Origin of the sequence: Rossellomorea sp. NRS-1567, assembly GCF_050467885.1 — a bacterium.
In the GTDB taxonomy this organism is placed as follows: Bacteria; Bacillota; Bacilli; order Bacillales; family Bacillaceae_B; genus Rossellomorea; species Rossellomorea aquimaris_C.
In genome coordinates this window covers 144,653-158,605 of record NZ_JBITPL010000002.1, presented here as the reverse complement: position 1 = coordinate 158,605, position 13,953 = coordinate 144,653, and the positions used below count along the sequence as shown (strand labels likewise).

The following is a 13,953-nucleotide window of genomic DNA, read 5'->3' as shown; positions in this document are numbered from 1 at the left end:
CGGTTTTCTTATTCTTTACGTATGGTTTTCTTCCCTCATCATTAATACAAGTTTTTTCGAAATGGAGAGTAAGACGAAGCCGAGAATAATGGCGGTTGCACCGATGACAGCGAAAATTTCTAAATATCCCAGTGTGGCTGTCAGGGAAGCCAATTGTCCGGCAAGAAGACTCGCCACACCGATGGCAGCCATCCAAACACCCATTAGCAAGGATGCGATTTTAACAGGTGCTACTTTACTGACCAGAGACAAACCAACGGGAGATAAAAACAGTTCCCCAAGGGTGTGCAGAAGGTAAGTAAAGACGATAAACAACAAGTTTGCCTTTACGGTGATGTTCTGTTCATCCGAACCCGTTTGCATGACTGCGGGAATGAGGATCATAAATCCGAGTCCGAGGAGAATCATTCCGATTCCCATTTTTGTCGTCATGTTCAGATCGCCTCGATTTGATCTTGAAAGCTTTAACCAGACACTCGATAGAATCGGTGCCAGGATCACAATAAACAATGGGTTAACGGATTGGAACCAGGCAACAGGTATGGTGTAGCCGAACACTTCACGATCGATGAAGTTTTTCGTGTACAAAGTGAAAGAACTTCCTGCCTGTTCAAAGCCAGCCCAGAAGAAAACGACAAAGCAGGCGAGGATAAGGATGGCTGTTGTCCGTTGTTTCTCTTTCTTTGTCAAAGGAACATTCTGGTTTTCGTTCGCTTCTTCAGCTAATGCTTTATTGGGCTTTAGTCCAACGTTTCCGAGATACTTATTATTTAATGTACTAAAGATGATTTGTCCAGTAACCATTCCGATGGAGGATGCAAGGAAAGCCCATTTAAATCCATAGTGCATCGTACCATCCGCAAGCGTTTTGAGAAATAAATCCTCTGCGAGAAACCCTGCAATAAGCGGTGCGAATAATGCTCCCAGGTTAATTCCCATATAAAAAATTGTAAAGGCTGCATCCTTTCGTTTATCATGTCGTGGATAGAGCTCACCAACCAGGGTTGAGATATTCGGTTTGAAGAATCCATTTCCGATCACCAGCAGGGCTAACCCTGCATACAGGCCAGTTTGGGAGTGGGTAAGGAAGATTAAAAAATCTCCACATGCCATTGTGATGCCCCCAATGGTGATGGCCTTTCTTAACCCAATATAGCGGTCCGTAAGCCACCCTCCAAATATTGGAGTGAAATATACACTTCCTGTATAAATTCCGTAGATGGATAAAGCCTTGGCAGGATCCACACCCAATCCCCCACTAACAAATGCAGTGGTTAAATAAAGGACGAGAAGAGCCCTCATTCCATAGTAACTATACCGTTCCCATAATTCCGTGAAGAATAAGAGATATAATCCTTTCGGATGTTTTTTTCCTTGAGGTAAACTGTCCAGTGTAGATGAGTTCACTATATCACTCCTGTTTCTTTGATGTTTTTTAATGCTTGATTAGGGGAACAGTAACCTTCCTACAAATCCATTCATAGTATCCCCGTTCCTTACATAGGCATGTACAAAAAGGGATGGTGGAAAATATGGGATTTAACGGTTGTTTATATTGTGGTCACCCAAGTTTAACGGAAAGCGAATTAACTTTTAGAGAAGAATATGGTGATGGGCTTACGATTTTGCCCCATGGACAGAAGGTTGGAGGGAATATTGGCTTTTACTGTTGTGAGAACTGTGGCTATCTTCATCCGTTTCAAAAAGAGAAAAGAAAGAAATATGAAAGAGAAGCGATTAAAAGATCAGAGCGTATTAGATGGAATATTCGGTAAACAACATTTGTAGTAAGCTTCCAATTGACGGTATAATACGATAAGGGAGGGAGTCAAATGAATACATATCCAGATACAAAGAAAACACTTCAAATCATTAAGGAGCTTGTCGAAATTCCAAGTCCTTCAGGAAACACGAATAAGATTATGAGTTTTGTTGAGGAATATCTATCAGACCTAAATGTAGAAATGAAAAGAAACCGAAAAGGTGCACTTATCATTACAATTCCTGGCGAAGACACAGGAAGACATCGTATGCTGACGGCCCATGTGGATGCACTCGGCGCCATGGTCAAGGAAATCAAGAGCGATGGACGTTTGCGTTTATCCATGATAGGCGGGTTCAGGTGGAATGCAGTAGAAGGGGAGTATTGTCAGATTGAAACCTCTTCAGGCAGAACCTACAGTGGTACCATCCTTATGCATCAAACATCCGTCCATGTATATAAAAATGCAGGTGAAGCGAAACGCGATGAAACCAATATAGAAGTCCGCATTGATGAAAAAGTCCGAAATGCAAAAGAAGTAAGGGACCTTGGCATTGAGGTCGGTGACTTTGTTTCTTTCGATCCCCGTGCTGAAATAACAGAAAGCGGGTTTATTAAATCTCGTCATTTAGATGATAAGGCAAGTGTAGGTATGCTTCTTTGCTTGATTCGCCAAATCAAATCAGAAGGAATCACTCTTCCTTATACGACCCACTTCTTAATATCCAATAATGAAGAAATCGGATACGGAGGGAATTCTAATATTCCTGACGAAACCATAGAATACCTGGCTGTGGATATGGGAGCAATCGGTGATGGACAATCAACGGATGAATACACCGTTTCTATTTGTGCAAAGGATTCAAGTGGACCTTATCATTACGAATTACGTAAACACTTAGTCTCATTAGCGGAAGAAAACGGAATCGAATATAAAGTCGATATATATCCGTTTTATGGATCTGATGCATCAGCTGCAATCCGGGCAGGATTTGATATCGTTCACGGATTGATAGGGGCAGGTATCGATGCTTCTCATGCATATGAGCGAACGCATGAATCGTCCATCCTCAATACGGAAAAATTACTTTGGCACTATGTGCAATCAAAGATGGTTGTAGAGTAAATATGAAGTCTTTGATTACCCTTACTATGGGGGTGATCAAAGACTTTTTTGTTTTAGTCATTGTGAATAGGGGTATGGTGACATTTGTGTGAGAAAAGTTTGTTTTGATTATAGGAGGTATTTCTCTTATCAAAGCGAAGATGATAAGATAAAATAGATACAATATTAATACAAAAGAGGTAAGCAAATGATTACATATAATCTATTAGACAGCATTAAATTAAAAACCATTTACGGTGAATTACCTTCAGAAATAAACGAAATTCATGTCGATTCCAGAAGAGTGACTGAAGGCAGTATATTTGTATGTACAAGAGGCTACACAGTGGATGGACATGATTATGCACAGATGGCCGTTGAAAAAGGGGCCACCCTGATTGTTGCAGAAAAACAATTAGACATTGATTTAAATAAAGCCGCATTAGTCGTAGTCAAAGACTCATTCAAAGCCTTGGCTCAATTATCAAATAAGTATTATGATTACCCTTCCCGGAAGCTGACGGTTTTCGGCATAACGGGAACAAATGGAAAGACTACAGTGAGTAATCTGATTCACTCCATCCTGAAAAAAGACAGCCGCAGCTCTGCATTATCCGGCACAATCGGCTTTAATTTAGATGGAGAGTTACTCCCGAGTGAAAACACAACCTGCGACAATTTAACGAACCAGCAGATGCTTCAAAGAGCAATAGATCGTGATATTCACAATTTCACCCTTGAAGTATCCTCACACGGACTGGCGTTGGGAAGATTATGGGGTATCGACTTCGATGTGGTGGCTTTCACCAACTTAAGTCATGATCATTTGGATTATCACGGAACGATGGAACACTATGGCTATGCCAAAGGTTTATTGTTTTCTCAATTAGGTCAGGACCTTCAAAATCCAAAGTACGCTGTTCTTAATGCGGATGACGAATGGTATGAGCGCTACAGCTATATGACTCCTCATGAAGTGATCAGCTATGGACTTGAAGGGCACGCAGACTTCAAAGCAGAAAATGTAGAATATTTTAATGATTTAACGAAGTTTACGCTTGTATCTCCTCAAGGAAGCTTTGAGGTGGAAATGAAGTTATTAGGGAAATTCAATGTTTACAATGTACTGACAGCTATGGCTTGTTTGTATGCGAAGGGGATGGAAGTGTCCAGACTAGTGGAAATTGTTCGCGATCTCCCACCTGTAAGCGGGAGAATGGAGAAGGTTGAAATGGAAGCACCACTATCCGTTTACATTGATTATGCACATACGCCGGATGCAATCGAAAATGCCATTCAATCTGTCCTGCCGTTTAAAGAAAACAAAATCATTTTCCTCGTTGGTACAGGAGGAAATCGTGATAAGACAAAACGTCCTACGATGGCAGAAAAGGCATCACTAGCAGACTATGTCATCTTAACAACAGACGACCCGCGATATGAAGAATACGATAGCATTCTAAAAGATCTTGAAAAAGGAATGCAGCATCAACAGTATGCTTTGATTGGTGATCGGGCAGAAGCGGTTAAGCATGCAGTGGAAGTAAGTGAACCTGGGGATATTATCATCTTTGCCGGGAAAGGACATGAGAATTATCAGATCATCGAAAATACGAAATATCCTCATAGTGACAAAAATATTGCGATAGAAGAGAGCAAGTTGAAGTACGGTGTAACTGAATAATTTTCTTCTGAGTAACAGACCAATATGACAGATATTGGTCTGTTTTTTTATAAGGTGATAGACGGATTTCACAATCTTTGGTAAATTTAAACTATAAATTAAACGATGAGAGAATGAAGCTGATGAGATTTTCCTTGTATTTGAATGATTACGAAACAGAGAAGTTATTTTCTACTTTGAGATGGCTGTTTGTAGTGATCGCTACACTCATATTTTACGTACCTCCTTTTTCTGATCATATCACTACCAATAAAGCGGTCTTTCCCTTTTTATTAGTATCGGGTGTCATTTATATGCTTGTGACTCAAATTGCACTTATACGGGCCCGGGATGATAAAAGAAGTCTCCAATTCATCTTAAAAGCAGGGATAATATTCGATTTTTTTGCATTGATCTGGCTGATGTTTTTATCAGAAGGGATTCATAGTCCGCTTTATCCGATTTCCATATTGTTTGTCATGCATGCGACCATTTATTGGAGAACCAAAGGGGCCCTCATTTCTCTTGCGGTATTTAGCCTGGCATATCTTTTGATGGGAATGGTGACCGTCAACTTAACTGAATTTCAACATTATTTCACTCTTTCTTTAAATTTGTTTTTCCTCTGGATCATTGGTCTTTTCGGGGCTTTGATCATGCTGCGGGAGCGTGCTCATTATGCGCAAAAGGAAGCCTATCATCATCTCGCCCATCGAGATTATTTGTCTGGCTTATTCAATCAACTATCCTTTCAGGAAAAGTTTAGGCGGAAAGTGGATGCGAATGAATCCTTCACTATACTCCTGGGTGACATCGATGATTTCAAAAAAGTGAATGATGAATTCGGGCATTTAACAGGGGATGAAGTGATTCGAAAGGTTGGGGAAGTCTTTCGGACTCTCTCGGAGACCTATAAGGGACAGGCATTTCGATATGGGGGAGAAGAATTTGTCATCTTATTGCCTCATACGGATGACCAAGTTATCCATCAGTTTTTAAATGACTTATATAGCCGGTTGAAGACCTTAGAGCCTTTGCCGATTTCCATGAGTTTCGGGCAGGCTGAAACAACGGAAGCCAAAGGTCCGGAAAAACTAATCGCACTTGCCGATCAAAGATTGTATGTAGCAAAAAAATCCGGGAAGAGAAGAACCTGTCTTACAAATGATGAACTTTTCATTCCATCTGCAGGCTAGAATAAAAAGAAGCTGTCCTCACCCGAGGACAGCTTCTTTTGGATCATAAATTTTATACAAACATACCAGCAATTGCAGCACTTAGTAACGAAGCAAGTGCACCGGCAATGACGGCTTTTAATCCTAAGCGGGCGATATCACCTCTGCGGTCAGGGGCAAGGTTACCAAGTCCACCAAGTAAAATACCTAATGAAGAAAGGTTCGCAAATCCACAAAGAGCGAAGGAGATGATGGCTACCGCTTTATCCGATAAGTTCCCGATTTCAGGAGCAAACGCGGAATAAGCAACAAATTCATTAATGACAAGCTTTTGTCCAATGAAGTTTCCGGCGATGACTGCCTCACTCCAAGGAACACCGATAGCAAAAGCAAGTGGAGCAAAGGCATAGCCAAGGATAAGTTCCAGTGAAAGGCTGTCCATGCCGAACAAGCCGCCTACCAAGCCAAGCAATCCATTGATCATCGCGACAAGTGCAATAAATGCCAGTAGCATTGCACCAATATTTAAAGCTAATTGAAGACCGACGCTGGCACCTTTAGCCGCTGCATCGATCACATTTGCCGACTCAGAATCCGCTTCCATATCAAGCTCTTTTGGTTCAGGCGTATGATCTGTCTCAGGTACAAATAATTTTGCCAAGACGAGGCCTGCAGGAGCTGCCATGAAGCTTGCTGCCAGTAAATATTCCAAAGGAACACCTAATAAGGAATACCCGACTAATACGGAACCGGCAACGGAAGCCAGTCCACCTGTCATGACTGCGAAAAGTTCCGATTCAGTCATTCTGGACAGATATGGTCTTACTACTAACGGAGCCTCGGTTTGTCCGACGAAAATATTCGCTGCTGCAGAAAGTGACTCGGCCTTTCTTGTTCCTAGCAGCTTTGCCAGTCCGCCACCTAAAATTTTGATGAAAAATTGCATGATTTTAAGATAATAAAGGACTGAAATTAAAGCAGAAAAGAAAATAACGACGGGAAGGACATTAAACGCAAAAATAAATGCTATATTGGATTCTTCCGTATAAAGACCACCAAAAAGGAAGGTGATTCCTTCGTTTGAATAATTGATAATAGCGTTTACAACTTGAGTCAATCCCTTAAGAGAATTTTGGCCCCAAGAAGTTTCCAACACGAGAAAAGCGAAGAATAACTGTATAGCTAGTCCTCCAAGGACGGTTCTGAAATTAATACTCTTTTTGTTCGTAGAAAATGCAAAAGCAATTCCCAGAACGACAATGATACCCATGATACCCCATAAATATTGCACTTCTTTCACCTCTTCAAATTTTAAGTTTGTAACTTGATGCTTTCGGTTTTTTATTTTACAATTCTTTCAGACGTCTGACAACCTACAATTACACGATTTTCGTAAAGTTGTACGGACAACATCGTCTTTAGTATGCGCCAATAAAGCGTTTTCATGAAAGGGGATACACATTATGAAGATCAGAAAAAATTTTTTGGAAGGCTTGGAACAAAAAGTATATATCTATGAAAACAAGAAAGATGAGTTCATATTAATTGCCGTTCCGGATATTCGATGGTCTTATTCTTTTACCTATGATGAAGATAATATACAAACAAAGTTACTGGAGTCATTACAGGAAAGGGTATCAAAAGAATCAGCAGAAACATTAAGTTCCCGGATTGTTCAATGGACAAGGGAAATGTAAGACTGCTTAAAGCCAATTTTCTGGTGAATCAGTTCACAGTAGTGAAAAATGCAAATTCATACCTATAGGAAATGATGCGGGAAACATGCCTGATTTATCAAGGTGTTGATTCTTAGTTGCATTGTCACTTTAGAACGAATATGATGAGAAAGTGAGAATGACGAGAAAGGATTTTATGAATGAAAATAGACTTTATACAGGAAGTTAAGTCAAGACGGACTTTCGCTATTATTTCCCACCCGGATGCCGGGAAAACAACATTAACTGAGCAACTTCTTCTCTTTGGAGGAGCGATTCGCGCAGCTGGAACTGTAAAAGGTAAGAAATCAGGTAAGTTCGCTACATCTGACTGGATGGAAATTGAGAAGCAGAGAGGGATCTCGGTCACTTCTTCTGTGATGGCTTTCGACTATGATGCTTATCGGGTGAATATACTGGATACACCTGGCCACCAGGACTTTTCTGAAGATACTTATAGAACGTTGATGGCTGTTGATAGTGCGGTTATGATCATCGATTCAGCGAAAGGGATTGAAACACAAACCTTAAAGCTTTTCAAAGTTTGCCGAATGAGAGGCATACCGATTTTCACATTCATTAATAAGCTCGACCGTCAAGGACGTGAGCCTTTGGAATTATTGGAAGAGCTTGAAGAAGTACTTGGAATTCAATCTTATCCGATGAATTGGCCGATAGGAATGGGGAAAGAATTCTTAGGCATCTATGATCGCTTCAATAATCGAATTGAGCAATTCCGCGTGGAGGATGAAGATCGTTTTATTCCCTTAAACGATGAGGGGGAAATTGAGGGCGCACACTCCCTTAAGGAAAGCAATCTTTATGATCAAACCCTTCAAGATGTGTTGCTTCTGAACGAAGCAGGAAACCAGTTTTCACGTGAGCGAATAGCGAATGGAGAGCTTTCTCCAGTTTTCTTCGGTAGTGCATTGACGAATTTTGGTGTTCAAACGTTTCTTGAAACATATTTACAATTTGCACCATCTCCTCAGCCAAGGAATTCTGACGCTGGTGAAATTGAGCCGACGGCAGAGGAATTTTCTGGTTTCGTGTTCAAGATTCAAGCCAATATGAATCCCGCTCATCGTGACCGGATTGCATTTGTCCGCATCTGTTCAGGACAATTCGAGAGAGGGATGACGGTTAATCTTGCCCGCACAGGTAAATCCATTAAGCTTGCTCAGTCTACACAATTTCTTGCAGACGATCGAAGCACAGTAAATGAAGCTGTGAGTGGGGATATTATCGGGGTTTATGACACGGGTACGTATCAAATCGGTGATACGCTTGTGCAAGGAAAGCAAGGCTTCCAATATGAAAAGCTCCCTCAATTTACACCTGAACTTTTTGTTCGTGTTACAGCTAAGAATGTCATGAAACAGAAGCACTTTCAAAAAGGAATTCTTCAACTGGTTCAAGAAGGGGCCATCCAATATTATAAGACCCGTACGGAAGATATCATCCTTGGTGCAGTCGGGCAGCTTCAGTTTGAAGTATTTGAGCACAGAATGAAAAATGAGTACAACGTTGATGTGAAAATGGAACCGATTGGATCAAAAATAGCAAGATGGATTGAAAACGAAGAAGATGTAAAAGAAACAATGTCAAGCTCTCGAAGCATGCTGGTAAAAGACCGTCATGACAACCTGGTCTTCTTGTTTGAAAATGATTTTGCCATGAGATGGTTCAATGATAAAAATCCGGATATTCGATTATATAGTTTGATGTAAAGGTAGTGAACACCCCTCAAGGATTGGACTTGGAGGGGTGTTTTTTGGTAGGTGGAATGGAGGGTGTCACCTGGAGTCAATTGAACTTTTTACCATTATCAAGTGAATTTATCCTGGAATAAATGTATATTAGTAGCATTTTATAGGTGAATAGTCTTAGTGTATACATAAAGGGGATATTTTCATAAGTAAGGGAGAGAGTTGAAAAATGAACATCGATTGTGCAAATTGTGCTGTAACCATGGAGTATCATGATACAGGGTACTTTTTTTTACATAATGCTCAAAATGATACTGTACCGTTGGAGGGATATGCTTCGCAATTAGAAGATGGTACATATGTTTTTCTATATGAAAATCTGAATGTACTATATGAAAAGCTTGTTAGAGTAGAGGAGTTATTGGAAGGGGAAGGATGGACGTGCAGCATTAATTGTATCAACCAGCCCGGATCGTTGATGGCAGTAGGCAAATTCATGCTATTAATGAAGCATAGAGAGATGGTAGAGATGATTCAGGATGGTAAATTCACCAGTCATCTTCAACCAATCATTGATTTAAGAGATTACAGTCTCTTTGGTTATGAATCTCTCTTGCGTGCAGAGGATCATTCCAAAAGGATAAATCCAGGAACATTATTTGAAGTTGCTGCAATAACAGGCTTTCACTCCATGTTAGACCAGAAAGCAAGGAAATCGGCAATCGAATGCCGGGAGGGTCAGGTGAATCCTGGTATTAAAAGTTTCATTAACTTCCTTCCTTCCACGATTTATAATCCGGAATTTTGTTTGCGTCATACCTTTAAGATCGTAAACGAGGTCGGGGTGAATCCTGAAGATCTCGTATTCGAAGTGGTCGAGACAGAGAAAATTGAGGATGTGGAACATCTAAGATCGGTCCTTGATGTATATAAGCGTGAAGGAATGAAAGTGGCGCTTGATGATGTTGGATCCGGGTTTGCCACGGTCGAAATGCTGACTCTCCTTAAGCCTGACTATGTGAAAATTGACCGTTCTTTTATCAACCATTGTGATAGCGTTGCAGAAAAACAGGAGTTTTTACGTAAGGTCATGAAGATTGCCAGGAAGTTGGACATCCTTGTATTAGCAGAAGGGATTGAGAGAAAAGAAGAACTGCTATTTTGTAAAGAAATCGGTGTTCATTATGCCCAGGGTTATTTCATCGGAAAACCTGTTCGTGAAGCAAAAGAACCATTTACACACTCTCTATTTGTATAGCTAAAATGACCTCTCTTCTTACAAAGGAGGTCATTTTTTTAATGAAAATCATTGACATATTTCAATACAATGATAAAATACTACTATAATTACTTTAGCACATAAAAGCTTAAAAGCGTTTAAGAGTGAAAGAGGCTGGTGCCCTTTCGAACTTTTAACGGTTCAATCACATATCTTTGTCTTGAGCAACGAAGTAGGAAATAGGTAGACAGCAATCAGAGACTAGGCGGCAGGTGTAAGCCTAGGTCCATTATTTCTGAATTACATTGCTTATAAATCCTCTAAGTAGATGAGGCTTTATCCAGGGACAAACCTTTATGAAGTGGGAATAAACAAATTGTCAACTATTCTTGAATAGTAGTGAGTGAATAGTGGGAATGTATGACAATAGGTTTATTCCAATTAGGGTGGTAACGCGGAGAACTCTTCGTCCCTATTCGGGATGGAGAGTTCTTTTTGTTGTTCTTTCTATTCCCATTCATCAATTTCACCTTAGAGAAGGAAGTGTTACTATGTTAAACATTCAAAGCGTAAACAAACCAAAGGTTATAGAAGCATCAGTGATATTGCTCGCTGTACTGGGGATTATCAGTGGCAGTATTATTGGCCTCGAATCAGTCCCTCACATTCCCATTATCCTATCACTCTTCTTTTTAATGATGTATGGGCTTAGTCGCAAGGTAAAATTCAAAGAGATTGAACAGGGAATGATTGTTGGGGCACAAGGTGGCTTAGGAGCTATTTTACTCTTCTTCTTCATTGGTCTTCTTGTGAGCAGTTGGTTACTCAGTGGAACCATTCCCACATTGATGTTTTATGGGTTTGAATTTGTATCACCCAATTATTTTTATGCGATTGCGTTTTTGCTTACATCCTTGAGCGGCATCGTTATTGGAAGTTCATTGACTACGGCGGCAACCATAGGTGTGGCACTTATCGGAATTGGTGAGGCGATGGGACTGTCAATGAGTATCACTGCAGGAGCGATTGTTTCAGGAGCTTTTTTTGGAGATAAGATGTCACCATTATCAGACACAACGAACCTGGCTTCTTCTATAGTGAAGGTAGATTTATTTACTCATATTCGTAATATGGCCTGGACAACTGTCCCTGCATTCATTATTACACTCATCGTTTTTGGGCTTTTATCACCGGAAACAAGTGATGTTAATTTAACACAGCTGAAATCGTTACAGGAAGGATTGGATCAAACAGGTCTGATTCATTGGTACAGTCTCGTTCCTGTATTATTACTCATTGTTCTCATTGTATTTAAGACCCCTGCATTACTAACACTTGCGATCAATATAGTTGTCTCAATCGGTCTTTCGTTCTTACATGGGTCCTTGAAGCTGAATGAATTGTTTCAGGTGTTATTTTCAGGATTTGAATCCAAAACAGGGGTGGAATCCATCGACTCACTTTTAACAAGAGGAGGAGTGAACAGCATGATGTTTACGATTTCCCTTGTCATTCTCTCTTTAAGTCTCGGTGGATTATTATTTAAGCTTGGTATTATTCCTGTGTTGCTTAATAAAGTTTCAACGATCCTTCAATCAGGAAGAAGAACGATTCTTTCAACGGCTCTATCGGCCATTGGTATAAACCTCGTTGTAGGGGAACAGTATCTGTCCATCCTTTTAACGGGAGAAGCCTTTCAATCTCAATATAAGAAGCTTGGGTTACATCCCAAGAACTTATCACGTACGTTGGAGGATGCTGGAACGGTCATTAACCCGTTAGTGCCATGGAGTGTATGTGGTATATTCTTAACTGATGTATTAGGAGTCGCCACGATAGAGTATTTACCGTTCGCTATCTTTTGTCTCATTTCTCCCGTCATAACCATTCTATATGGATTTACCGGCTGGACCATCGAAAAAGAACAAACTGAAACGAATCCAATTGCATCAAACTAACATTTTATAAGAAGCTCTTTTCACAAAGGTTGTTGTTTATTAACATAAAGTCTGCTTGGGCTCTGTCAATTAGTGTGAGTTGGATGGTGAGGGGAACTGCTTCGCTTGCAGCTAGCGTTCGGCCGAGCCTCCTCAGCTTAGCTGAACGGGGTCTCGGCACGACCGTACTTCCGCAGGAGTCTACACAGTTCCCCTCACCATCTTTAAGAGGTTTTTTGTGACAGAGCTAAAAAGTGTCAAAAAAACAAGCTGAATCCTCGGTGTGCAATAACGATAAACATTGAATGATAACTAATTTCTGAGCTATTATAATGATGTTAATTTTATGATCCATTGTAGATAGTTTGTTTTAGGGAACAAACGCTCAACCTATCTACAATTGGAGTTTTTTTGTTGTTTATCCGTTATTAGGGAATCAAAATGTAGAAGCACAGAGTGGATTGTAGCGGAAGGCACTTGACTCCTGCGGGAAATAGAGGAAAGGTCGAGACCCCACAGACGGAACGTCGAGGAGGCTTGACTTCCTCCCCGCGGAAAGCAAGTGCCTGGAGCGGAAAGGAACGGACCATGATTCTTCCTACACTCATCTTAAATGCAAATCTTAAACAAAAGTGCCAATAAAAAAGGACTGTCCTCGTCATTCATCGCATTTTTTCAAAAAGATGAATTATCGAGAGGGCAGTCCTTTTCGTGTGAGTTCAACATAATTAGGGAAATGATGATTGTAATAATATCCGCCTATTGCAATCACAGAAAAATGAAAAAGGGGAAGGACCATCATCATGATCGGGGTCTTTAATAGCAACACACCTTCTTGGACCATGAATACTTCTATGGTTAACAGGAAAAGGATGGTCAACAATGTATATTGCTTATCGTTATTTCTAAAGAAGATCACCAGTGTATAAAAGTAGGTGGTAAACCAAATGTACATCGCATTTCCCGCAATCAAGTCCCGTGTAGGATTAGAGAAATGATGCAATGGAAGGATATATAGCTCCAAAAGGGATGAAAGAATCCAGGCAAATGAAAGGGAGACGGTCGACAGAGCAAAAAACAAGGTAATGAATAGTGCATAGTGATTAGGATCATCTTCAAGAAGTTTCCACCACGCTTTAGACAGGATGACAGAAATGATTAAGAAAAATGATGTGTAATACGATTGCCACCAATGGTGTTCGTAAAAATTTGAATAGGTGAACCATGTTTCAATGAGAAAGAAAAAACCAATGATCAAGGCAATCCGGGTCGCTCTTAAATGATATACAACAATATACGTGAGCGCGATCGGCACTGAAAAGGCCTGAGAACTAATCGATCCTAACACACTGTCATTGTAATTATTCGATAAAATATGGGGATGATACGTATAGCTGTTGAATAGAACAAAGATGATATATTCGAATACATAAGCTAAGCCGGAAATGAAAAGCCAAAATAATAAAATCCGAGCAGACATATGACGGTTCTTAACGACAATTATGACTAACAAAATAATGCTGATAAGACTAAGGAATACAAATGGAACCCAATTCGCCATGCTAATGCTCCTAACGTTTCAGTATAAAAATAGTGTTTACAGATTAGGTGTATTTATTTATCGAGGTGAATAAATTGTGAACATTTTTTATTGGAGCAGCTTTAATA

The 13,953-nt window shown here is 40.2% G+C and carries 11 protein-coding genes; 8 read left to right on the top strand and 3 right to left on the bottom strand.

Going from position 1 to position 13,953, the window contains the following annotated elements; genetic code table 11:
• Positions 1-15 precede the first annotated feature (15 nt).
• Positions 16-1,410, bottom strand: a complete 1,395-nt coding sequence (locus tag ACIFOD_RS02440; protein WP_113970007.1) for a peptide MFS transporter — start codon at positions 1,408-1,410, stop codon at positions 16-18.
• A 122-nt stretch (positions 1,411-1,532) separates the two neighbouring features.
• On the opposite strand from ACIFOD_RS02440, the gene ACIFOD_RS02435 reads away from it, so the two are divergent.
• The 4 genes from ACIFOD_RS02435 (at position 1,533) to ACIFOD_RS02420 (ending at position 5,726) form a co-directional block, all read left to right on the top strand.
• Positions 1,533-1,775: a hypothetical protein gene (locus ACIFOD_RS02435; RefSeq protein WP_142675587.1), complete on the top strand. Its 243-nt coding sequence runs from the start codon at positions 1,533-1,535 to the stop codon at positions 1,773-1,775.
• A 57-nt stretch (positions 1,776-1,832) separates the two neighbouring features.
• Positions 1,833-2,888 (top strand): M42 family metallopeptidase, encoded by a 1,056-nt coding sequence (locus ACIFOD_RS02430; RefSeq protein WP_430313347.1) that lies wholly within the window; start codon positions 1,833-1,835, stop codon positions 2,886-2,888.
• 187 nt (positions 2,889-3,075) lie between these two features.
• Positions 3,076-4,551, top strand: a complete 1,476-nt coding sequence (locus ACIFOD_RS02425) for a UDP-N-acetylmuramoyl-L-alanyl-D-glutamate--2,6-diaminopimelate ligase (RefSeq protein WP_430313346.1) — start codon at positions 3,076-3,078, stop codon at positions 4,549-4,551.
• A gap of 140 nt (positions 4,552-4,691) precedes the next feature.
• Entirely contained in the window at positions 4,692-5,726 is a 1,035-nt protein-coding gene (locus ACIFOD_RS02420) for a GGDEF domain-containing protein (protein WP_430313345.1), read from the top strand.
• 52 nt (positions 5,727-5,778) lie between these two features.
• On the opposite strand, the gene ACIFOD_RS02415 is transcribed toward ACIFOD_RS02420, so the two are convergent.
• Complete coding sequence (locus ACIFOD_RS02415; protein WP_397553809.1) at positions 5,779-6,996, bottom strand: NupC/NupG family nucleoside CNT transporter; 1,218 nt, start codon at positions 6,994-6,996, stop codon at positions 5,779-5,781.
• 172 nt (positions 6,997-7,168) lie between these two features.
• Here ACIFOD_RS02415 and ACIFOD_RS02410 point away from each other — a divergent pair, with 172 nt between their 5' ends.
• The 4 genes from ACIFOD_RS02410 (at position 7,169) to nhaC (ending at position 12,306) form a co-directional block, all read left to right on the top strand.
• On the top strand, positions 7,169-7,402 hold the full coding sequence (locus ACIFOD_RS02410; protein WP_113970012.1) for a YueH family protein: 234 nt from the start codon (positions 7,169-7,171) through the stop codon (positions 7,400-7,402).
• 179 nt (positions 7,403-7,581) lie between these two features.
• Complete coding sequence (locus ACIFOD_RS02405; RefSeq protein WP_430313344.1) at positions 7,582-9,150, top strand: peptide chain release factor 3; 1,569 nt, start codon at positions 7,582-7,584, stop codon at positions 9,148-9,150.
• 208 nt (positions 9,151-9,358) lie between these two features.
• A complete protein-coding gene (locus ACIFOD_RS02400; RefSeq protein WP_430313343.1) occupies positions 9,359-10,387 on the top strand; it encodes an EAL domain-containing protein in 1,029 nt (342 codons plus the stop codon).
• A gap of 512 nt (positions 10,388-10,899) precedes the next feature.
• On the top strand, positions 10,900-12,306 hold the full coding sequence (nhaC, locus tag ACIFOD_RS02395; RefSeq protein WP_430313342.1) for a Na+/H+ antiporter NhaC: 1,407 nt from the start codon (positions 10,900-10,902) through the stop codon (positions 12,304-12,306).
• 667 nt (positions 12,307-12,973) lie between these two features.
• Here the strand turns inward: nhaC and ACIFOD_RS02390 are convergent.
• Complete coding sequence (locus ACIFOD_RS02390) at positions 12,974-13,846, bottom strand: hypothetical protein (protein WP_430313341.1); 873 nt, start codon at positions 13,844-13,846, stop codon at positions 12,974-12,976.
• Between the last annotated feature and the right edge of the window lie 107 nt (positions 13,847-13,953).

Excerpts from the sequence above, each read along its gene's own strand:
- ACIFOD_RS02405 (WP_430313344.1), top strand. The coding sequence starts at position 7,582 with ATGAAAATAGACTTTATACAGGAAGTTAAGTCAAGACGGACTTTCGCT.
- ACIFOD_RS02425 (WP_430313346.1), top strand. The coding sequence starts at position 3,076 with ATGATTACATATAATCTATTAGACAGCATTAAATTAAAAACCATTTAC.
- ACIFOD_RS02390 (WP_430313341.1), bottom strand. The coding sequence starts at position 13,846 with ATGGCGAATTGGGTTCCATTTGTATTCCTTAGTCTTATCAGCATTATT.
- nhaC (WP_430313342.1), top strand. The coding sequence starts at position 10,900 with ATGTTAAACATTCAAAGCGTAAACAAACCAAAGGTTATAGAAGCATCA.
- ACIFOD_RS02430 (WP_430313347.1), top strand. The coding sequence starts at position 1,833 with ATGAATACATATCCAGATACAAAGAAAACACTTCAAATCATTAAGGAG.
- ACIFOD_RS02410 (WP_113970012.1), top strand. The coding sequence starts at position 7,169 with ATGAAGATCAGAAAAAATTTTTTGGAAGGCTTGGAACAAAAAGTATAT.
- ACIFOD_RS02435 (WP_142675587.1), top strand. The coding sequence starts at position 1,533 with ATGGGATTTAACGGTTGTTTATATTGTGGTCACCCAAGTTTAACGGAA.
- ACIFOD_RS02400 (WP_430313343.1), top strand. The coding sequence starts at position 9,359 with ATGAACATCGATTGTGCAAATTGTGCTGTAACCATGGAGTATCATGAT.